General features: G+C 65.5%; 16 protein-coding genes and 1 tRNA gene. 14 read left to right on the top strand and 3 right to left on the bottom strand.

From position 1 onward, the window contains the following. Window positions 1–31 precede the first annotated feature (31 nt). The 4 genes from pilQ to ACP7DD_RS15865 are packed head-to-tail and all read left to right on the top strand — an operon-like array spanning window position 32 to window position 7,259. Window positions 32–2,158: a type IV pilus secretin PilQ gene (gene pilQ / locus ACP7DD_RS15880; RefSeq protein WP_426175844.1), complete on the top strand. Its 2,127-nt coding sequence runs from the start codon at window positions 32–34 to the stop codon at window positions 2,156–2,158. A 37-nt stretch (window positions 2,159–2,195) separates the two neighbouring features. Beyond that, a complete protein-coding gene (locus ACP7DD_RS15875) occupies window positions 2,196–4,454 on the top strand; it encodes a beta strand repeat-containing protein (RefSeq protein WP_426175796.1) in 2,259 nt (752 codons plus the stop codon). Window positions 4,455–4,498: 44 nt separating this feature from the next. After that, entirely contained in the window at window positions 4,499–6,130 is a 1,632-nt protein-coding gene (aroKB, locus tag ACP7DD_RS15870; protein WP_426175843.1) for a bifunctional shikimate kinase/3-dehydroquinate synthase AroKB, read from the top strand. 1 nt (window position 6,131) lies between these two features. Further along, window positions 6,132–7,259: a deoxyguanosinetriphosphate triphosphohydrolase gene (locus ACP7DD_RS15865; RefSeq protein ID WP_426175795.1), complete on the top strand. Its 1,128-nt coding sequence runs from the start codon at window positions 6,132–6,134 to the stop codon at window positions 7,257–7,259. A 33-nt stretch (window positions 7,260–7,292) separates the two neighbouring features. Here the strand turns inward: ACP7DD_RS15865 and mutY are convergent, their stop codons facing one another. The 3 genes from mutY to mutM are packed head-to-tail and all read right to left on the bottom strand — an operon-like array spanning window position 7,293 to window position 11,190. Then, entirely contained in the window at window positions 7,293–8,396 is a 1,104-nt protein-coding gene (gene mutY, locus ACP7DD_RS15860; protein WP_426175794.1) for an A/G-specific adenine glycosylase, read from the bottom strand. Beyond that, window positions 8,393–10,321: a dynamin family protein gene (locus ACP7DD_RS15855; protein WP_426175793.1), complete on the bottom strand. Its 1,929-nt coding sequence runs from the start codon at window positions 10,319–10,321 to the stop codon at window positions 8,393–8,395. The genes mutY and ACP7DD_RS15855 overlap by 4 nt, the downstream gene beginning before the upstream one ends. 35 nt (window positions 10,322–10,356) lie before the next feature. After that, window positions 10,357–11,190 carry a bifunctional DNA-formamidopyrimidine glycosylase/DNA-(apurinic or apyrimidinic site) lyase gene (gene mutM, locus ACP7DD_RS15850; protein ID WP_426175792.1) on the bottom strand — a complete coding sequence of 278 codons (834 nt, stop codon included), beginning with the start codon at window positions 11,188–11,190 and terminating at the stop codon, window positions 10,357–10,359. Between the two features lie 100 nt (window positions 11,191–11,290). Here mutM and ACP7DD_RS15845 point away from each other — a divergent pair, with 100 nt between their 5' ends. From ACP7DD_RS15845 to bla, 10 genes are all read left to right on the top strand, one after another. Further along, the gene (locus ACP7DD_RS15845; RefSeq protein ID WP_426175791.1) at window positions 11,291–13,030 is read left to right on the top strand and encodes a tetratricopeptide repeat protein; all 1,740 of its coding nucleotides are present in this window, start codon (window positions 11,291–11,293) and stop codon (window positions 13,028–13,030) included. A 12-nt stretch (window positions 13,031–13,042) separates the two neighbouring features. Next, the gene (locus ACP7DD_RS15840; protein ID WP_426175790.1) at window positions 13,043–13,648 is read left to right on the top strand and encodes an outer membrane lipoprotein LolB; all 606 of its coding nucleotides are present in this window, start codon (window positions 13,043–13,045) and stop codon (window positions 13,646–13,648) included. A gap of 3 nt (window positions 13,649–13,651) precedes the next feature. Continuing rightward, complete coding sequence (ispE, locus tag ACP7DD_RS15835) at window positions 13,652–14,557, top strand: 4-(cytidine 5'-diphospho)-2-C-methyl-D-erythritol kinase (RefSeq protein WP_426175789.1); 906 nt, start codon at window positions 13,652–13,654, stop codon at window positions 14,555–14,557. 66 nt (window positions 14,558–14,623) lie between these two features. After that, a tRNA-Gln gene (locus ACP7DD_RS15830) sits at window positions 14,624–14,700 on the top strand. A gap of 145 nt (window positions 14,701–14,845) precedes the next feature. Next, a complete protein-coding gene (locus ACP7DD_RS15825; protein ID WP_426175788.1) occupies window positions 14,846–15,796 on the top strand; it encodes a ribose-phosphate pyrophosphokinase in 951 nt (316 codons plus the stop codon). 189 nt (window positions 15,797–15,985) lie between these two features. Next, entirely contained in the window at window positions 15,986–16,639 is a 654-nt protein-coding gene (locus tag ACP7DD_RS15820; protein ID WP_426175787.1) for a 50S ribosomal protein L25/general stress protein Ctc, read from the top strand. 101 nt (window positions 16,640–16,740) lie between these two features. Beyond that, the gene (gene pth, locus ACP7DD_RS15815; protein WP_426175786.1) at window positions 16,741–17,325 is read left to right on the top strand and encodes an aminoacyl-tRNA hydrolase; all 585 of its coding nucleotides are present in this window, start codon (window positions 16,741–16,743) and stop codon (window positions 17,323–17,325) included. A 182-nt stretch (window positions 17,326–17,507) separates the two neighbouring features. Next, window positions 17,508–18,590: a patatin-like phospholipase family protein gene (locus tag ACP7DD_RS15810; protein WP_426175785.1), complete on the top strand. Its 1,083-nt coding sequence runs from the start codon at window positions 17,508–17,510 to the stop codon at window positions 18,588–18,590. A 126-nt stretch (window positions 18,591–18,716) separates the two neighbouring features. Then, window positions 18,717–19,808 carry a redox-regulated ATPase YchF gene (ychF, locus tag ACP7DD_RS15805; protein ID WP_426175784.1) on the top strand — a complete coding sequence of 364 codons (1,092 nt, stop codon included), beginning with the start codon at window positions 18,717–18,719 and terminating at the stop codon, window positions 19,806–19,808. Between the two features lie 89 nt (window positions 19,809–19,897). Beyond that, entirely contained in the window at window positions 19,898–20,794 is an 897-nt protein-coding gene (gene bla, locus ACP7DD_RS15800) for a subclass B3 metallo-beta-lactamase (RefSeq protein ID WP_426175783.1), read from the top strand. Window positions 20,795–20,802 lie beyond the last annotated feature (8 nt).

Raw genomic sequence — 20,802 nt, 5'->3', positions numbered from 1 at the left:
CGCATTCAAAATGAACGGCGCCGCCGGCCTGATGGGCCCGGTGGCACGCCTCGGCGCAATCCTGATGCTGTCCTTGATGAGCAGCGTGGCGATGGCCCAGGACAACGCGATCGAATCGATCACGGCCAACCAGCAAGGCTCGAACGTGGTGGTCAACATCGCCATGAAGCAGGCGCCGACCAAGTTGCCGATCGGTTTTTCGATCACCAATCCGACCCGCATTGCGCTCGACTTCGGCGCCACGGTCAACAGCACCGGCAAAAATTCGCAGGACGTCAACCTCGGCGACCTGCGCGCGATCAACGTGGTGCAGGCGGGCGAGCGCACCCGCCTCGTGCTCAATCTCAAGCGCGCGCTGAACTACGCCGCCGCAATTGACGGCAAGTCCGTCATCGTCACCATCGAAGGCTCCGGCGGCGTCGCCCAAGCGGTCAACAGCGCCGGCATTCCAGTGCAGGCAGCGGACGCGCGCCCGGTCGGCCGCCAGACCTTGCGCGACCTCGATTTCCGCAAGGGCGCCAACGGCGAAGGGCGCATCGTCGTCGACCTGCCGAACAGCCAGGTCGCCGTCGACGTGCGCCAGGTCGGCAACACCGTCGTGGTCGACTTCATGAAGACCGGCCTGCCGCCGAGCCTGCGCCGCCGGCTCGACGTGACCGACTTCGGCACCCCGGTGGCCTTGATCACGACCGTGCCGCAAGGCGACAACGCGCGCATGACGATCGAAGCGCGCGGCCTGTGGGAACAGACCGTCTACCAAAGCGACACCCAGCTCGTGATCGACGTCAAGCCGATCAAGGAAGACCCGAACCGCCTGACGCAGGGCACCCAGGGCTACCGCGGCGAAAAGCTGTCGTTCAACTTCCAGAACGTCGAAGTGCGCGCCGCGCTGCAAGCCATTGCCGACATCTCCGGCCTGAACATCATCACCAGCGATTCGGTAACCGGCAACCTGACGTTGCGCCTGAAAGAAGTACCGTGGGACCAGGCGCTCGACGTGGTGCTGCAGGCCAAGGGCCTCGACATGCGCAAGAACGGCACCGTGCTGTGGATCGCGCCGAAGGAAGAATTGCTGACCAAGGAAAAGCTCGAGCTCGAACAGCGCGCCCAGATCGCCGACCTCGAGCCGCTGCGCTCGGAAATCTTCCAGCTCAACTACCAGAAGGCCGAGTCGTTCCGCACCGTGTTCGGCCTCGACGGCGGCGCAGACAGCCGCAACCGCGTGCTGTCCAAGCGCGGCAGCGCCATCATCGATGCGCGCACCAACCAGCTGTTCGTGACCGACCTGGCATCGAAGATCGAAGACATCCGCCGCCTGATCCAGAAGACCGACGTCGCGTCCAAGCAGGTGCTGATCGAGGCGCGCCTGGTCGAGGCCAGCGACAGCTTCAGCCGCAACCTCGGCGCCAAGCTGGGCTTTTCCGACATGCGCACCTTGCGCGGCGGCGATTCCGGTTACCAGGTCAACGGCAACAACCGCCTGGCGCTGACGGGCAACATCAACGGCGTCGGCCAGGCCACCGGCCAGATTCCCGCCGGCTCCGATTCGTTCAACAATACCCAGTTCCTCAACCTGCCGGCCGCCGCGATCGGCACGATTCCGCCGGCGACGATTGCCTTCAGCCTGTTTTCGGCAGCGGCGAACCGCTTCCTGAACCTGGAGCTGTCGGCGCTGGAAGCCGATGGCAAGGGCAAGATCATCTCCAGCCCGCGCATCCTGACCGAAGACAAGATGGTCGCCATCATCGAGCAGGGTATCGAGCTGCCATACCAGGTCGCCACCAGCAGCGGCGCGACGTCGATCACGTTCAAGAAGGCCAATTTGCGGATGGAAGTGACGCCGCAGATCACGCCGGACGGCAACGTCGTGCTGGAAGTGGAAGTGAACAAGGATTCGAAAGGCGACATCACGCCGGCCGGTTTCGCCATCAACAACCAGCACGTCAAGACCAAGGTGCGGGTCGAAAACGGCGGCACCGTGGTGCTCGGCGGCATTTACCAGCAGCAGGAACGCACCACCGACACCAAGGTGCCGCTGCTGGGCGACCTGCCGGTGCTGGGCCACCTGTTCAAGACGACCGGCCGCGAAACGTCGAAGACCGAACTGCTGGTGTTTCTGACGCCGAAGATCGTCGCCGACAGCGTCCCGACCCAATAAATTTGCATTTTCTTAAAAATTAATCTCTGGAGCACCCATGCTGCCGAATCTGAACAAATTTTCCTGGCGTGCGTTTAGCCACTTCGCCACGGCAGGCCTGGTCGCCGCGGCCCTGTCCGCCTGCGGCGGCGGCGGCGGCAGCCCGGGCACCGTGCCTGGCGCCCCCGGCACCACGCCGGGCGCGGCGACCGCGGCGAATGTCACGCTGGTCACCAGCGCGTCGACCATCGCCGCCTCCGGCGCCGACGGCACCGAAGTGATCCTGACGGCGATCGTCAAGGACGCCAACAATAATGCGATTCCCGGCGCCAAAGTGGACTTCAGCGCCAGCTCCGGCAACGTCACCAATACCAACCGGATCGCCGACGCCACCGGCACGGTGACCGAAAAGCTCAACGTCAAGGGTGATTCCTCGGCGCGCGTGATCAGCATTACCGCAACGTCCGGTTCGGCCACGTCGCCAGCCAAGACCGTCACCGTCACTACGTCCACGTCGACCACGCCGAAGCTGCTGCTGACGTCGAGCAGCGGCACGCTGGCCTCGTCCGGCGCCACCGGCACCGCCGTGCAGATCAAGGCGCTGGTGCTCGACTCGAACAATGTCGTCATGCCGAACACCCGCGTCACGTTCGCCACCGACTCCGGTGCGCTGAGCGCCTCGCAGGTCAATACCGATGTCAACGGCGTGGCCAGCGTCAACCTGGCCACCGGCACCGATCCGACCACCCGCGTCATCACGGTGTCGGGCAACGTCGCCGGCGCCCCGGTCGTCGTCGTCAAGGTCAACGTCGCCGGCACCCGCATCACGGTCAACGCCAGCAACACGGTCAACCTCGGCGCCAGCAGCGACGTCACGGTGGCATTGTTCGATTCGGCCGACGCGCCACTGGCCAACACGCCGGTCAGCTTCAGCGCCGCGATCAATTCGCTGGTGGCCAAGAACGGCAGCAACATCACCGATTCGGCCGGCAAGCTGGTGCTCAGCTACACCGCCAGCCGCACCGGCAGCGACGTCGTCACTGTGCGCGCTCTGGGCGAATCGGCCAACGCGTCGATCGCCATCAGCACCGCCGCCTTCTCGATCACAGCAGTCGACATCAACGGCGTTGTACTGGCCAGCGCCAACACCAACGAGTGCTACGCGGTCAACGTGAGCAACTTCGTCAGCGGCGTGGCGCAAGGCGGCACCGTCACCGTCAGCACTTCGCGCGGCGCCGTGTTCTCGGATGTTGACTGCACATTGCCGCTGAGTAGCGCGACGACGCTGACGGCAGGCGCCGCCCGCGTCTATGTCAAGGCCACCGGTCCTGGCATCGCCACGCTGTCGGCCAGCTCGACGGCCACCAATTCGACGGTGCAAAGCACGCTCGAGTTCGTCGCGCCGCTGATCTCGACTTCCGTCATCAGCCTGCAGGGCACGCCGGCGGTGGTCGGCGCCAATCTGCCGGGCAGCACCACCGAACAGGTCACGCTGCGCGCAGTGGTGATGGACAAGATCAGCCAGGGCAATCCGGTCAAGAACGCCCGCGTGTCGTTCTCGATCGTCACCGACGCCAGCGGCGGATCGCTGTCGCAGCCGTCGACATTGCTCACCGGCAGTGACGGCTCGGCCACGATCAGCTACATCGCCGGCACCACCACCACCGCCGCCGACGGCGTGCTCATTCGGGCGGTCATCCAGAGCCCGGTCACTTCCCAGTTCGCCGAGACAAAATTGACGGTTGGCAAGAAGTCGCTGTTTATCAGCGCCGGTACCGGCAACGCCATCGTGTTGCCGAACTCGACCACCTACCAGGTCGATTACGTCGTGTTTGTCACCGATGCAGCCGGTAACGCCGTGCGCGACGTGGCCGTCACCGGTTCAGTGCGTCCGCGCAACTACATGAAGGGTATCTGGGTTCTGCAAGGGCCAAACGGGCCATGGGCCCAGACGGTGACGAAAGCGTGCGTCAACGAAGACGAAAACAGCGACGGCGTGCTGGGCTTCCGCAAGGACGGCAAGCCGGAAGACCAGAACGGCAACGGCCGCCTCGACCCGGTCATCCCGATGACGATTTCGTCGACCGGCAAGACCGATGCCAGCGGCACGGCGATCATTTCGATGATCTACCCGCGCGACCGCGCCTTCTGGCTCGACGTCGACTTCACCATCCGCGGTGCGGTGGCGGGCTCGGAAGCGAGTTACGTGGGGTATACTGTGTTGCCAGGTCTGGCGCTCGACTACGGTACGGCCGCTTCACCCCCTGGCGTGGTAAGTCCGTACGGCAAGTCGTCGATTTGCGAGGACACCAACTAACCAACTGACAGGGGCCGATGCAGAACGTTTTTTTGGTAGGACTGATGGGGGCGGGCAAGACAACAATCGGCCGCATCCTCGCCAGGAAACTGGGCAAACGCTTCATCGACTCCGACCACGAGATCGAGGCCCGCACCGGCGCCTCGATCCCGTGGATCTTCGAAATCGAGGGCGAAGAGAGCTTTCGCCGGCGCGAAGCGGAAGTCATCCGCGACCTGTGCAATGAAGACGGCATCGTCCTCGCCACCGGCGGCGGCGCCGTCCTCGACGCCGGCACCCGCCAGATCCTGCGGTCGCGCGGCGCCGTCGTCTACTTGCGCGCCAACGTCAACAGCATCATGGTGCGCGTCGCGCACGACAAGAATCGTCCCCTGCTGCAAACGGCCGACCCGCGCCGCCGCATCGAGGAACTGATGGCGCAGCGCGAGCCGCTGTATCGCGAAGTTGCCGCGCTGGTCGTCGACACCGGGCGTCCTAACGTACAATCGATGGTTCAGACAATTCTGGAGCAGTTGGACGGGCTCGAGGCCAAGCGCCGTCGGCACGCTCCCGCCTCCGCGCCATCGATGACCAATCCGCAGTCCTCCCCGCAGTCCTCTATTACCCTGACCGTCGAGCTCGGCGAGCGCAGTTATCCGGTCGTGATCGGCGCCGACCTGCTGTCGGATCCGGCGCTGCTGGCGCGCCATATCCAGGGCCGCCAGGTCGCCATCGTCACCAATACCACCGTCGCCCCGCTGTACCTGGCGCGCGTCGCCGCGCCGCTGCGCGCGGCCGGCCGCGACGTCATCGAGATCATCCTGCCCGACGGCGAGCAGTACAAGACCCAGGCCTCGCTGATGCAGGTGTTCGACGCGCTGCTGGCCAACAAGTGCGACCGCAAGACCACGCTGGTGGCGTTAGGGGGCGGCGTGATCGGCGACCTGACCGGCTACGCGGCGGCTAGCTACATGCGCGGCGTGCCGTTCGTGCAGTTGCCGACCACCTTGCTCGCGCAGGTCGACTCCTCGGTCGGCGGCAAGACCGGCATCAACCACCCGCTCGGCAAGAACATGATCGGCGCCTTCTACCAGCCGCGCGCAGTGCTGGCCGATACCGCCACGCTGGCGACGCTGCCGGCGCGCGAACTGTCGGCCGGCCTCGCCGAAGTGATCAAGCACGGCGCCATCATCGACGCCGCTTTTTTTAGCTGGATCGAACAGAACATCGGCCTGCTGATGGCGCGCGACCAGGCCTGCCTGGCGCATGCGATCGCGCGCTCGTGCGAGATCAAGTCCGACGTGGTGCGCCAGGACGAGCGCGAAGGCGGCCTGCGCGCCATTCTCAATTTCGGCCACACTTTCGGCCATGCGATCGAAGCGGGCCTGGGCTACGGCAGTTGGCTGCACGGCGAAGCGGTCGGCTGCGGCATGGTGATGGCGGCCGACCTGTCGTGCCGGCTCGGCATGGTCGACCAGGCCACGGTGGCGCGCATGCGCGCGCTGGTCGCGGCCGCCGGCCTGCCGACGGTGGCGCCCGATCTCGGCGCCGAACGCTGGCTCGAGCTGATGGAAGTGGACAAGAAAAACGAGGGCGGCACCATCAAGTTCATTCTGATGAAGCCACTGGGCAGCCCGAGCATCGGCGGCGCCCCGCGCGAGCAGCTGCTCGCCACCATCGCCGCCTGCACCGCCTGACATGGACTTCGACGACCGGCTCGCCCAATACGCCGCCCACTCCGCGCTCGGCCGCGGGCGCATCTTCGCCGAAGCGCCGGCCGGCTCGCGCAGTGAGTTCCAGCGCGACCGCGACCGCATTATCCACTCGACCGCGTTTCGCCGGCTCGAATACAAGACGCAGGTGTTCCTCAACCACGAAGGCGACCTGTTTCGCACGCGCCTGACGCACTCGATCGAAGTGGCGCAGATCGGCCGCACGCTGGCGCGCAGCCTGCGCCTGAATGAAGACCTGGTCGAAGCGATCTCGCTGGCGCACGACCTCGGGCACACGCCGTTCGGCCATGTCGGCCAGGACGTGCTCAACGAATGCATGCGCGAGCACGGCGGCTTCGAGCACAACCTGCAAAGCCTGCGCGTGGTCGATTCGCTCGAAGAGCACTACGGCGCCTTCGATGGCCTCAATTTGATGTTCGAAACGCGCGAGGGCATCCTCAAGCACTGCTCGGCGGCCAATGCGCGCCTGCTCGGTGACCTTGGCAAGCGCTTCCTCGAACGCACCCAGCCAAGCCTGGAAGCGCAGCTGACCAACCTGGCCGACGAAATCGCCTACAATAACCACGACATCGACGACGGGCTGCGTTCGGGCCTGATCACGATGGCGCAGATGGAGCAGGTCGACCTGTTCGCCCGCCACCGCCACGCGGTGGAAGCCGAGTTTCCCGGCCTGGCCGGACGGCGCGCGCTGTACGAGACGTCGCGCCGCATGATCACCGTGATGACGGCCGACGTGGTGGCTACGTCGGCCGCGCTGATTGCCGACGCGGCGCCGGCCAGCGTCGACGACGTGCGCGCCAATGCGCCGCTGATCCGTTTCTCCGACCGGATGAAGGCCGACACCACGGAGCTCAAGCGCTTCCTGCACGCCAACCTGTACCGGCACTACCAGGTCAACCGCATGCGCGTAAAGGCCAGCCGCATCGTCAACGATTTGTTCGACGCGTTCATGAAGGATCCGGTGCTGCTGCCGCCGGACTACCAGGTCGACGCGGACAAGCAGGCGCGCAAGATAGCGGACTACATCGCCGGCATGACCGACCGCTACGCGATCCGCGAGCACCGCCGCATCTTCTCGATCGACGAGCTGTAACAGCAGGGGTCTGACCCGTTTCTTCTTTTGCGGTCAGACCCCTGCTGTGAACAGTGATGGCGCCGCCAGCTGCAGCAGCAGCTTTTTCACCGGCGCCGGCAAGGGCGCATTGCCGATATCGTTCAAATCCCACCACACGTAGCCGGCTTCGGCCCCGGCGCGCTGTTCCAGCACGATCCGGTGCGGATGGATGTGCAGCTTGTAGTGCGTGAACACGTGCACCAGCGGCAGCAATGCCTGCACTTCCTCGACGGCGCCGAAGCGGCCTGCGGCGGCCAGCGCATCGGGCATCGCGGCGTCGAACGCGGCGTGCCCATCGACCTCGGGCAGCGACAGCAGGCCGCCCCAGATGCCGCTGTCGGCGCGCTGCTCGAGCAGCACCTGGCCGCGATCGATCACCACCAGCATCGCCGCGCGCTTCTCCGGATTGGTCTTCTTCGGTTTGCGCACCGGCAGTTCGGCGGTGCGGCCGGTGGCAAACGCCACGCAGCGCGGCTGCAGCGGGCAGCGCGCGCAATCGGGACTGGAGCGCATGCACAGGGTCGCGCCCAGGTCCATCAGCCCTTGCGTGTAGCGCTCGATGCCGGCGTGCGGCAGCAGCGCCTCGGCGCGCCGCCACAGCGCGTCTTCCACCGGCTTGATGCCGGGGTACTGGTCGATGCCGAACACGCGCGCGAACACGCGCTTGACGTTGCCGTCGAGGATAGCGGCGCGGGTGCCGCTGGAGAACGCCGAAATGGCCGCCGCGGTCGAGCGGCCGATGCCCGGCAAATCGGCCAGCTGCGCCGGATCGCTCGGGAACACGCCGCCGTATTCGGCCACCACGCGCCTGGCGCACGCATGCAGGTTGCGCGCGCGGGTGTAGTAACCGAGGCCGCTCCACAGCGCCATCACGTCTTCCGATGGGGCCTCGGCCAGCGAGTGGAGGGTCGGGAAGCGCTCGAGAAAGCGCGCGTAATACGTCAGCACGGCCGCTACCTGCGTCTGCTGCAGCATGATCTCGGACAGCCAGATGCGGTAAGCGTCGGTCGTGTTCTGCCACGGCAGCGCGTGGCGGCCGTGCTGCCGCTGCCAATCGATGACGGCGGCCGAAAACGTCGGATCGGCCAGCTGGTCGAATTCGGTCAGTCGCCTCACGCGGCCGCGGCCAGTGCCGCCCGTTGCGATTGCAGCGCGGCCGACACGCCGCTGGCGAGCTGGTTCAGCTGCGCCTTGACCCGCTCCAGGTCGCCCTGGGTGGCGGCAACGGCGTCGATCTTCTGTTCCAGGCTGTCGGTCGCTTCGTGGATGCGCTGGGTCGACACCAGCCGGTGCTTGAGCTGTTCCTTGTGTTTGCGGATCTCGGCTTCGAGCGGCGCCATGATCACCTTCAGCCATGCTTCGACGTCGGCGTTGGCGGCCTTGAAATTGCGCCGGATGCGCGAGGCGATCGAGTCGAAGAAGCGGTCCATCAGCGCGCCGCGGCTGCTCATCAGCAGCGTGGTGGTGCCGAACTGCTTCTGGTAGATCGACTCGATGGCGTCGATCTCCATGCGGTATTTTCCGAGCGAGAACAGCATCGGCAGCGACAGCGACAGGCCGTGCTCGGTGGAGAACTTGCGGTACATCGTCTCCATCATTTCGCCGATCTCGGCGATCTTGACGTCGGACTCGGCCAGGTGGCTGCGGATCTGGTCGAAGAACACCTTGACCGGGCCGCGCATGCGGGTGGTGAAGCGGCTGGCCTGCATGGCCTCGCGCACGCTGTCGATCTCGCCCTGCACGGTGTCCATGCCGAGCGACGAATACAGGCCGGTCGACAGCCGCGCGAACACCGAGCGGGTGCCTGCCAGCGCCGTCAGGCTGGCGTCGAACTCTTTTTTCTCGATGTCGATGCGGCGCATCATGTGCGCCACCACGCTCTGGTTTTTGCCGCGCAGGCTTTTCAGTTCCTGCAGTTGCTCGACGATGTCGCGGATGCGCGCATTGAGCATCGCGTGCTGCGCGCCCACCAGCTGCGCCAAGTCGTCCGACAGCTGCTTGCGGATGATGTCCTGCTTGGCCGGAATGAGCTCGTTGAACAGCGCCGCTTCGAGCTGGCCGAGGCGGCTCTTTTCGAGCAGGGCCATGTCGCCGTTGATTTTGCCCACCAGCGCCTTTTGCGCCGACACCGGATACACCTGGCTCGGCTCGAGCGCGAGCAGCTGCGCCACGCTGGCCTGCTGGCGGTCGATCTCGGCGTCGTTCTCAGCCTCGGTCTTGAGCTCGTCCCACATCGCGTCGATCTTGTTGAGCACCACGATGCGGCCCGAGCCGGCGCCGATGTGGGTGCGCCACACTTCGATGTCGCTCTTGGTCACGCCGGTTTCGGCGGCCAGGATGAACAGCACCGCGTGCGCGTTCGGGAGCAGGTTCAGCGTCAGTTCCGGCTCGGTGCCGATGGCGTTCAGGCCGGGCGTGTCGAGGATCACCAGGCCCTGCTTGAGCAGCGGGTGAGGGAAGTTGATGATGGCGTGGCGCCACAGCGAAATTTCGACCGTGCCGTCGGCGTCGACGGTGTTGGCCACATCCGGATCGGTGTCGTCGTACAGGCCGTAGCTGGCCGCTTCGGCCACCGGCACCCGCTTGGTCATGCTGACCTGCTTGAACGTCTCGTGCATGGCGTCGCCGGCGTCGAGCGCCAGCGGCAGCACGGTCCAGGCGGCGGCGTCGTCGCGGTAGTCACTGGTCGAGAGCTGGCCGGCGCGCGTTTCGATCGGCAGCAGGCGCAGCGACGCCGGCCAGGCCGGGTCGTACATCAGTTCGGTCGGGCACATGGTGGTGCGCCCGGCCGCCGACGGCAGGATGCGCTGGCCGTAGTCGGCGAAGAAGATCGCGTTGATCAGCTCGGACTTGCCGCGCGAAAATTCAGCGACGAAGGCAATCGACAGCTTGTCGTCGGCGAGGCGGGCCAGCGCGCGCGCGATGCGCTGCTCGGTGGCGGCGTCGGTCAGCTCGGCGGCGTTGACCCACATCTGGTAACTGGCCAGCGCGGCGACCACGCCTTCGCGCCATGCGCCGTAATGTTGAAAATCGTGCACCATCTTGTTCCCTGCGGGTTGTGTTGTTTTTCGAGCGCCTATTTCTGGCAATTGACGCAGTAAAACGTCGACCGCTGCCCCTGGACGATGCGGCGGACCGGGACGCCACAGTTGCGGCACGGCACTCCTTCACGATCATAGACGAAATACGTCTGTTGGAAATAGCCGGATCGTCCATTTACGGCAATAAAATCGCGCAGCGTGCTGCCGCCCTGGACGATGGCTTCGGCCAGGATTTCGCGGATCGCGACGGCCAGTCTGTCATAGCGGCCACGCGCGATGCGCCCGGCCGCCGTTTTCGGATTGATGCCAGCCCTAAACAGGCTTTCGCAGGCGTAGATATTGCCCACGCCGACCACCACGTCGCCGGCTAGCAGGAACTGCTTGACCGGCGCGCTGCGCTTGCGGCTGGCGCGAAACAGCAGTTCGCCCGAAAAGCCGTCTTCCAGCGGTTCGACGCCGAGGCCGCGCAGCAGCAGGTGCGAGTCGAGTTCGCCGTCGTCGGTCGGATGCCACAGCACCGCGCCGAAGCGACGCGGATCGTGCAGGCGCAGCACCTGCATGGCGGCGCCGCTGCCGACCACCAGGTCGAAATGGTCGTGCTTCTTCAGTTCGGTGCCAGGCGGCAGCACGCGCAGATGGCCCGACATGCCGAGGTGGATGATCAGGGTGCCGTGGGCGAAATGGATCAGCAGGTACTTGCCGCGCCGGCCCACCGACACGATGCGCTTGCCGGCCAGCAGCGCCGGCAAGGCCGGCGGGAACGGCCAGCGCAGGCCGTCGCGGCGCAGCAGCACGCTGTCGACCAGCCGCCCTTCGAGATGGGGCGCGACGCCGAGGCGCGTGACTTCGACTTCAGGCAGTTCCGGCATGTCGGTTTTGCAATTTTCTGGACAGGCCGAACGCCGGTACGCACGCGGCGGAAGGGTTGGGCGTAGAATCTGAAATCATTCGTGTCATCTTGGAATTGCCTTGAAAAACGCTTTCGTCATTGTAACCTTCGCCGGCCTGGTTGCCGTGTGCGCGCCGAGCGCGCTGGCCCAGGCGCCGGCAGAGCTGCCGGCCGGGGCCGCGGTCGCCGGCGACAAGCTGCCCAATGTCGCCCTGACCAAAGAGTTGCTGTACGTGCTGATGAAGTCGGAGATCGAATTTCGCAGCGGCAACTGGCAAGCGCCTTACGTGACCTTGATGGCGGCGGCGCAACAAACGCGCGATCCGCGCCTGGCCCAGCGCGCCGGCGAAATGGCGCAGTCGGCGCGCCAGCCCGAGCAGACGCTGGCGGCAATTCGCCTGTGGCGCGAACTGGCGCCCGCTTCCGAACAGGCGGCCCAGTACCACCTCGCTTTCATGATCCTGTCCGGCGACCTGGCCGAAGCCGAGCCGATCCTGCGCAAGCGGCTGGCCGATGCCGCGCCGGCCGATCGCGGCGTGGGGCTGTTTCAGGCGCAGCAGCTGCTGGTGCGCGCCAAGGACAAGGCCGCCGGTGCGGCGATGCTCGAACGGCTCGCCGCGCCGTACGCCGGCACGCTCGAAGCGCACGTCGTGCTGGCGCAGTCGGCGCAGGCGCGCGGTGCCACCGCGCTGGCGCTGAAGGAAGCGCGCGCGGCGCTGGCGCTCAAGCCCGACTCTGAATTGGCGGTACTGACATTGGCCCAGGTCACCGAGAACGAAGCGGCGATGGGCGCCTTGCTGGCGCAGTTCCTGGCCGCCAACCCGAAGGCGAGCGAAGTGCGCGCCGCGCACGCCCGCCTGCTGATCAACCGCAAGCAGTTCGACCTGGCGCGCAAGGAATTTCTGCTGCTGCTGAAAGACCAGCCGGACGACCTGAACACGCTGTATGCGCTGGGCATCCTGTCGCTGCAGCTGGGCGACCAGGCCGGCGGCGAAAAATATTTCGTCCGCTTCGCCGACGTGCTGGCGGCCAGCCCCGACAACGAGCGCGACGGCTCGAAAGTGTATGTGCTGCTGTCGCAGCTGGCTGAAGAGCGTGGCGACCTGAAGGGCGCCATGCGCTGGCTGGAAAAGGTCGGCGACGGCGAGCGCGGCGCCTGGTTCAACGCCCAGCTCAAGCGCGCCCAGCTGATCGGCAAGCAGGGCGACACCGCCGGCGCGCGCCAGCTGCTGGCCGGCGTCGACGCGGCGCAGCCGTCCGAGCAGGCGCAGCTGGTGCTGGCCGAAGGGCAGATCCTGCGCGACGCCGGCCAGCAGGAACAGGCCTACGCGCTGATGCAGGCCGGCGTCGCCAAGTTCCCCGCCAATCCCGACCTGCTGTACGATTTTGCCTTGCTGGCCGAAAAAACCGGCCGCGTCGACGTGATGGAAAAGACGCTGCGCGAAGTGATGGTGCAGGCGCCCGACAACCACCATGCCTACAACGCGCTGGGCTACTCGCTGGCCGAGCGCAACATCCGCCTGCCCGAAGCGCTCTCGCTGATCGACAAGGCGCTGAAGCTGGCGCCGGGCGACCCGTTCATCATGGACAGCATGGGCTGGGTGCAGTACCGCCTGGGCAACCTCGACGAAGCCGAAAAGCAGCTGCGCGCCGCCTACGCCTTGCGCAGCGACCCCGAGATCGCCGTGCACCTGGGCGAAGTGCTGTGGCACAAAGGCAAAAAGCCCGATGCGCTGAAACTGTGGCGCGAAGCGCGCGCCAAGGATCCGAAGAACGACACCCTCAAAAACACGCTGGCGCGCCTGCAACAGCGCCTATAAAAAAGAGACGACATGCCTCCAATGAAACTGTTTGCCGCGGCCCTGTCCGCCGCACTGCTGGCCGCTTGCGCCAGTGTCCCCACCGCCACCCGCACGGCGCCGGCCCAGCAGCAGGACAGCGCCTACCGCGATGCCTTCGACGCCGCCGGCAAGCTGTCGGTCAAGTACCGCAAGGACGGCAATCCGGAGTCGCTCACCGGTAACTTCAACTGGTCGCAAAAGCCCGGCCGCATCGACGTCACCTTGTCGTCGCCGATGGCCACCATCGCCACCATCAGCATCACCCCGCAATCGGCCACCCTGGTGCAGTCCGACAAGGTGCCGCGCGTGGCCAAGGACATCGACACGCTGACGGCGCAAACGCTCGGCTGGTCGCTGCCGGTCTCGGGCCTGCGCGACTGGCTGCAGGGCTACGCCACCGGCGCCGACGGCAAGCGCTTTGTCGCCACGCCGGCCAACAACACCGTCACCACCAACGACGGCTGGCGCCTGCGCTTCGTGTCGTGGCAGGACGACAAGGCGGCGCGCCCGCAGCCCAAGCGTATCGACGCCGAACGCATCGCCGCCGCCAGCGCCGACGAACTGGCGATCCGCATCTTCATCGATCCGCAAGGCTGAGCGGTGCCGTCACGTTCGCTGCACGATTGCCCCGCGCCGGCAAAGCTCAACCTGTTCTTGCACGTCAACGGCCGCCGTGACGACGGCTACCACCTGCTGCAAACGGTGTTCCAGCTGGTCGACCATGGCGACACGCTGCACTTCGACCTGCGCGACGACGGCCAGGTGCACCGCACCACCGACCTGCCCGGCGTGCCGGCCGAGCACGACCTGGTGGTGCGCGCGCTGCGCCTGCTGCAGGCCGAGTACGCGCGCCGCCACGGCCGGCCGGCGCCGGGCATCGACGTGGCCATCGACAAGCGACTGCCGATGGGCGGCGGCTTGGGCGGCGGCTCGTCGGACGCGGCCACCGCGCTGATGGCCGCCAACTATCTGTGGCAGGCCGGCCTGACGCGCGACGAGCTGATGGCGCTGGGCCTGCCGCTTGGCGCCGACATCCCGTTTTTCATCTTCGGCCAGAACGCCTTTGCCGAGGGAGTCGGCGAGCGCTTGCAGCCGGTCGATACGGCCGATTGCTGGTACGTGGTGATCGAGCCGGGTGTTGCCGTGCCGACCGCGGCGATTTTTTGCGCCAGGGATTTGACACGAGACACGAAACCCGTCAGAATAGCGGACTTTTCCAGGCACCTGATGAGTCAGCAAGATCAGTTGGGGTTTGGCAAAAACGACTTGCAGGCAGTAGCGACGCAGTTGTTCCCGCCGGTAGCAGAAGCGGTTGAATGGCTCGGCAGTTACGGCCACGCCAGGATGACCGGCTCGGGAGCGTGCGTGTTTTGCGCCTTTGCCGATGAAGCCGGCGCCGATGCGGCGCTTGCCGCGGTGCCCAGCAAGTGGGTGGCGTGGAAGGCGAAATCGCTGGCGCTGCACCCGATGCCAGGGCGGTTGCAAGTTGATGGAGTTATAGAATAGAATTTGGCTTGGCGTTAAGTTTGACTGTAAAATACGTTAAATGTAACGGCAAGTAGTCAGTTGCGTAGGGGAATCGCCAAGCTGGTTAAGGCACTGGATTTTGATTCCAGCATACCAAGGTTCGAATCCTTGTTCCCCTGCCATTCGTTTTACTGCCTGTCGATGCGATGTCAGCGTCCAGCCGGTGAATCCGATGAATTCGCTCTCGCGAGTCATCTTTAGCATAGCGTCAGTCCAGCACGATCGACTGGCGTCTTTCAAGAATCAACGCTTCTCTTTGGGACTCCCATGGCTTACGAAAACCTGATGGTTTTTACCGGCAACGCTAACCCGGCGCTGGCAGAAGGAGTCGCAAAAAATCTCGGCATCCCGCTTGGCAAGGCAAACGTGTCGAAGTTTTCGGACGGCGAAGTCATGGTCGAAATCAACGAGAATGTCCGCGGTAAAGACGTCTTCGTGCTGCAGTCGACCTGCAACCCGACCAACGACAACCTGATGGAACTGATCCTGATGGTCGACGCCCTGAAACGCGCGTCGGCCGGCCGCATCACCGCCGCCATCCCGTATTTCGGTTATGCCCGCCAGGACCGCCGTCCGCGTTCGGCGCGCGTGGCCATCTCGGCCAAGGTCGTTGCCAACATGCTCGAAGAAGCCGGCGTCGAGCGCGTCCTGATCATGGACTTGCACGCTGACCAGATCCAGGGCTTCTTCGATATCCCGGTCGACAATATTTACGCGTCGCCGATCCTGCTGGGCGACCTGCAGAAAAAGAATTACGACGACCTGCTGGTCGTCTCGCCCGACGTCGGCGGCGTGGTGCGCGCCCGCGCGCTGGCCAAGCGCCTCGGTTGCGACCTGGCCATCATCGACAAGCGCCGCCCGAAGGCGAACGTGTCTGAAGTGATGAACATCATCGGCGAAGTCGAAGGCCGCAATTGCGTCATCATGGACGACATGGTCGACACCGCCGGCACCCTGACCAAGGCGGCCGAAGTGCTCAAGGAGCGCGGCGCCAAGAAAGTAGTGGCGTACTGTACCCACCCGGTGCTGTCGGGCCCGGCGATCGAGCGCATTGCCGCCTCGCCGCTCGACGAACTGGTCGTCACCGACACCATTCCGCTGTCGGCCGCTGCCGTCAGCTGCAGCAAGATTCGCCAACTGACGTGCGCGCCGCTGCTGGCCGAGACGTTCAAGCGCATCAGCAAGGGCGACTCGGTGATGTCGCTGTTTATCGATTAATTCGCAGCGCGCTGTTCACGCTGCATCCCGCGGCGCACTGGCAAACCAGCCGGTGCGCCGTTGGCGTTTTCAGAATTTGCAGTTTTTTACCTTTTTCTCGGGTGCGTTTGCACCCGATTCGGAAGACCCCTGGTCGCGGGGGCCTTCACACCGCGGGGCAATCAAGCCTCGCACTTTTTGGAGCAACACATGAAAGTTATCGCATTCAATCGCACGTTGCAGGGGTCCGGAGCGAGCCGCCGCCTGCGCACTTCCGGCCAGACGCCTGGCATCATCTACGGTGGCACCGAAGCCCCGGTCATGATCTCGCTGGACGGCAACGCGCTGTACCACGCGCTGAAGAAAGAAGCCTTCCACGGTTCGATCCTCGACCTCGAAATCGACGGCGCCACCCAGGCAGTCATGCTGCGCGACTTCCAGATGCACGCATACAAGCAACTGGTCATGCACGCTGACTTCCAGCGCGTCGATGCCAAGAGCAAAGTCCACACCAAGGTGACCTTGCACTTCGTCAACGCCGACGTCTCGCCAGCGGTCAAGTTGCACGGCGCCATCGTTTCGCACGTGCTGGCCGAGCTGGAAATCAGCTGCCTGCCGGGCGACCTGCCTGAGTTCATCGAAGTCGACCTGGCCAGCATCGACGTCGGCCATTCGATCCACGTCGCTGACCTGACCTTGCCTAAAGGCGTGACCGCGATCACCCACGGTTCGAACCTGACCGTCGCTACCGCTGCCGTGCCAGCTGGCCACGTTGCCGCTGACGCGCTCGAGAGCGCTGCTGCCGCAGCCGCTTCCGAAGCTGACGCAGCCGCCAAGGCCGCTACTGCCAAGCCAAAGAAGTAATTCTTTCGCCGCAGGTCAAAAAAACCCGCCCGGCTCGTGCCCGGCGGGTTTTTTTCTGTGCAATTTCCCGGATAATCACGTTTTCCCCTGGCTCGCTCATTATGTCCATACGCCTCATCGTCGGCCTCGGCAATCCCGGCCCCGAATACGAACAGACCCGCCACAACGCCGGCTTCTGGCTGGTCGACAACCTCGCCAACAGCCTGCCAGGCTGCCGCCTGCAGCGCGAAGCGCGCTTTAACGGCATGGTCGCCAAGACCGTGGTCGGCGGCAACGAGCTGTGGCTGCTCGAGCCGCTGACGTTCATGAACCGTTCCGGCCTGTCGGTCGGCCAGCTGGCGCGCTTTTACAAGATCGAGCCAAGTGAAGTGCTGGTCGTCCACGACGAACTCGACCTTGCGCCCGGCGTGCCGCGGCTGAAGAAGGGCGGCGGCGCCGGCGGCCACAACGGCATCAAGGACATCACCGCCGCGCTCGGCACGCAGGATTACTGGCGCCTGCGCCTGGGCATCGGCCATCCGCGCACCATCAATTCGCAGCAGCAAGTGGCCGATTACGTGCTGCACCGGCCGCGCAAGGAAGAGCAGGTGCTGATCGAGGAAGCGATCGAGAAGAGCCTGCGCGTGCTGCCGCTGCTGTTTGAAGGCAAGTTCGATGCGGCGACGATGCAGCTGCACACTCCCTGAGTTACAACCCGCGGACAACCCCCGGGGTCGAACAACCCCCGGGGTCAGTGCCGACAATCGGACACAAGCTCAGCGCTCGTTCTCCTTTACTGAAGAGGCCGTGTCCGATTGTCGGCACTGACCCCGCCTTGGGGATGATGAACTGAAAGTTCTAAGTTTCGCCTTACTGCGATAATTACGCGATGAGTTCTCTTAGTTTTCACGCCGGGCCGATTGCCATCGAGCGACTGCGTTCGCACGGCTTGCGCGCGGCCGATATCGGCGTCGTCCCGGCCGCCGCCGGCGGACCGAAAGGCTTGATCTTCCAGGCGCTAGACCAATATTTGTTCGGCGACTGGTTGCCGGCCGCGCCGCGCGAGCGCACGCTCATTGGCTCGTCGATCGGCGCCTGGCGCATGGCCGCCGCATGCCACGCCGACCCGGTCGCCGCATTCGCCCGGCTGGGCGAGCTGTACTGCGGCCAGCGCTACACTGCCAAGCCAAGCCAGCAGGAAATCGACAGCGTCTGCCAGCAGTTGCTCAGCGACTTCGTCGGCGGCCACGAGCACGACATCCTGAACCATCCGCACCACCGCCTGAGTCTGCTGACCGTGCGCGGCCTCGGCGCACTGGCCGCGCCGCAAGGCAGGCCCGCCGAACTGCGCGGCTTTGCCACTGCCGCGCTGCGCAACCTCGCGTCGCGCGAGCGCCTCGCCGGCATGCTCGAAAGAGTGGTGATGGGCGACGCCCGCGACGGCTCGGCCTGGCTGCGCGAACGCTTCGACGGCTTCACCACCCACTTCGCGCCGCTGTCGGCCGACAACCTGGCCAGCGCATTGCTGGCGTCGGGCAGCCTGCCGCTGGTGATGCAGCCGGTGCGTGGCCTGGCCGGCGCGCCGCCTGGTCACTACTGGGACGGCGGCATCATCGACTACCACCTGGCGCTGCCGTACTCGCGCAAGGAGGGCGAGCTGGTGCTTTATCCGCACTTCAGCGAGCACGTCGTGCCCGGCTGGCTCGACAAGGCGATGCCATGGCGGCGCGCCGCCCGCGGGCCGCGCCGCGGCTGGCTCGACAACGTCATCATCGTCGCGCCCACCAGGCAGTTCCTGCGCAGCCTGCCGCGCGGCAAACTGCCCGACCGCAAGGATTTCACCGACTACGGCCTCGACCATGACGAGCGGACCCGCAACTGGCGCCAGGCGATCGCCGAAGGGCAGCGCCTGCGCGACGAGTTCGCCGCGTTCGCCGCCCGGCCGGATCTGGCGCAAATTCGGCCGATCTGACCGCCGACAAGGCAGGGCGGCCATGGTCATTTTTGCGGCAGATAGCGCCATCCAGGGGTACAATGATGGGTTTTGGGGAACGCCGCGCCTGCGCGCCCCTCGTCCATCGAATTAGAAAGTCTTCCCATGAGTCTCCAATGCGGCATCGTCGGCCTGCCTAACGTCGGCAAGTCCACCCTTTTCAATGCGCTGACCAAGGCCGGCATCCCGGCCGAGAACTATCCGTTCTGCACCATCGAGCCGAACGTCGGCGTCGTCGAGGTGCCGGATCCGCGCATGGACGCGCTGGCCGCGATCGTCAAGCCTGAGCGCATGGTCAACGCCATCGTCGAGTTCGTCGACATCGCCGGCCTGGTGGCGGGCGCCTCGAAGGGCGAGGGCCTGGGCAACCAGTTCCTGTCGCACATCCGCGAGACTGACGCCATCGTCAACGTGGTGCGCTGCTTCGAAGACGACAACGTGATCCACGTCGCCGGCAAGATCAGCCCGCTCGACGACATCGAAGTGATCCAGACCGAGCTGGCGCTGGCCGACATGGCCGCCGTCGAAAAGGCGATCCACCGCGAAAACAAGAAGGCGCGCTCGGGCGACAAGGATGCCGCCAAGCTGGTCGCGCTGTGCGAACGACTGATGCCGCACCTGGACCAGGGCAAGCCAGTGCGCACGCTGGGCCTCGATGCCGACGACATGGCGCTGATCAAGACGCTGTGCCTGATCACCGCCAAGCCGGCGATGTTCGTTGCCAACGTCTCCGACACCGGTTTTACCAACAATCCGCTGCTCGACCAGCTGACCGCGTACGCCAAGGCGCAGAACGCGCCGATCGTCGCCATCTGCGCCTCGATCGAGTCGGAAATCGCCGACCTCGACGATGAGGACAAGGGCGCCTTCCTGAGCGACATGGGCATGCAGGAGCCGGGCCTGGACCGCCTGATCCGCGCCGCCTACGAGCTGCTCGGCCTGCAGACCTACTTCACCGCCGGCGTCAAGGAAGTGCGCGCCTGGACCATCCACGTCGGCGACACCGCGCCGCAGGCGGCCGGCGTCATCCACACCGACTTCGAACGCGGCTTCATCCGCGCGCAGACCATCGCCTACGACGACTTCATCGCCTACAAGGGCGAAGCCGGCGCCAAGGAAGCGGGCAAGATGCGCGCCGAGGGCAAGGAATACGTCGTCAAGGACGGCGACGTGCTCAATTTCCTGTTCAACGTCTAAGCTCCACCCGCTTACCGCCGCATGTAAGGCGTGCAACAAGAACCCCATGCATCTTCGTGATGATGGGGTTTTTTTAAAAGAAAACATCCATGACGATATCGACGAAGCTCCTGCTGGCTTTGCTGATTGCAACGGCCGGCGCCGCCCAGGGCAAGGACGGCGCCATCAACTGCGACAACTGCGCGGCCTGGAACAAGCCGGTCAAGCCGTTCAACGTGGTTGGCAATACCTGGTACGTTGGCGTCGACGGCCTGTCGGTGGTGCTGATCACCGGTCCGCACGGGCATATCCTGGTCGACGGCGCGCTGCCGCAGTCGGCCGCGATGATCGAGGCCAGCATCAAGGAGCTGGGTTTTTCCATCAAGGACGTCACGCTGATCGTCAACTCGCATGCGCACTGGGACCATGCCGGCGCCATCGCCGCGCTGCAGCGTGCCAGCGGCGCCGTCGTGGCGGCCAGCGCATCGAGTGCGCTGGGGCTGCAAAGCGGCGCCAACGTCGTCGACGATCCGCAGTATGAACGCGCTTCGACGACCCGTGCCCCGAAGGTGCGCAAGGTGCGGGTGGTGCGCGACGGCGAAGTCCTCAAGGTCGGCCCGCTGGCCATCACCGCGCACCTGACGCCTGGCCACACGCCGGGCGCGACCAGCTGGTCGTGGAACTCGTGCGACGCTCAGCGCTGCGTTGACGTGGTGTACGCCGACAGCCTGAACCCGGTGTCGAGCGACGACTTCTACTTCACCGGCAAGGGTGGCAAGACGCCCGACATTTCCGGCTCGTTTGCTGTCAGCATCGCCAAGGTGGCAGCGCTCGAGTGCGACGTTGTGCTGAGCGCGCACCCAAGCTTTTCCGACACCTTCGCCAAGGCCGCCGGCCGTACGGCGCAGCGCAATCCGTTCGTCGCGCCAGGCGGCTGCAAGGCTTACGCGGCCGACGCCGCCAAGCGCCTCGACGAGCGGCTAAAGCGCGAACGCAGCGCGCCTTAGGCCGCTGA

Origin of the sequence: Massilia sp. TWR1-2-2 (assembly GCF_049897565.1) — a bacterium.
Classification (GTDB): domain Bacteria; phylum Pseudomonadota; class Gammaproteobacteria; order Burkholderiales; family Burkholderiaceae_D; genus JAFCUW01.
Note: the sequence above shows the minus strand (reverse complement) of the source record. Positions and strands in the feature narration are given on the sequence as shown.

What these genes read in the sequence shown, in the direction of transcription:
- ACP7DD_RS15820 (WP_426175787.1), top strand. Translation starts at nt 15,986, where the DNA reads ATGAAAGTTATCGCATTCAATCGCACGTTGCAGGGGTCCGGAGCGAGC.
- bla (WP_426175783.1), top strand. Translation starts at nt 19,898, where the DNA reads ATGACGATATCGACGAAGCTCCTGCTGGCTTTGCTGATTGCAACGGCC.
- ychF (WP_426175784.1), top strand. Translation starts at nt 18,717, where the DNA reads ATGAGTCTCCAATGCGGCATCGTCGGCCTGCCTAACGTCGGCAAGTCC.
- ACP7DD_RS15825 (WP_426175788.1), top strand. Translation starts at nt 14,846, where the DNA reads ATGGCTTACGAAAACCTGATGGTTTTTACCGGCAACGCTAACCCGGCG.
- ACP7DD_RS15875 (WP_426175796.1), top strand. Translation starts at nt 2,196, where the DNA reads ATGCTGCCGAATCTGAACAAATTTTCCTGGCGTGCGTTTAGCCACTTC.
- pilQ (WP_426175844.1), top strand. Translation starts at nt 32, where the DNA reads ATGGGCCCGGTGGCACGCCTCGGCGCAATCCTGATGCTGTCCTTGATG.
- ACP7DD_RS15810 (WP_426175785.1), top strand. Translation starts at nt 17,508, where the DNA reads ATGAGTTCTCTTAGTTTTCACGCCGGGCCGATTGCCATCGAGCGACTG.
- ACP7DD_RS15855 (WP_426175793.1), bottom strand. Translation starts at nt 10,321, where the DNA reads ATGGTGCACGATTTTCAACATTACGGCGCATGGCGCGAAGGCGTGGTC.
- aroKB (WP_426175843.1), top strand. Translation starts at nt 4,499, where the DNA reads ATGGGGGCGGGCAAGACAACAATCGGCCGCATCCTCGCCAGGAAACTG.
- pth (WP_426175786.1), top strand. Translation starts at nt 16,741, where the DNA reads ATGTCCATACGCCTCATCGTCGGCCTCGGCAATCCCGGCCCCGAATAC.
- ACP7DD_RS15865 (WP_426175795.1), top strand. Translation starts at nt 6,132, where the DNA reads ATGGACTTCGACGACCGGCTCGCCCAATACGCCGCCCACTCCGCGCTC.
- ACP7DD_RS15840 (WP_426175790.1), top strand. Translation starts at nt 13,043, where the DNA reads ATGCCTCCAATGAAACTGTTTGCCGCGGCCCTGTCCGCCGCACTGCTG.
- mutM (WP_426175792.1), bottom strand. Translation starts at nt 11,190, where the DNA reads ATGCCGGAACTGCCTGAAGTCGAAGTCACGCGCCTCGGCGTCGCGCCC.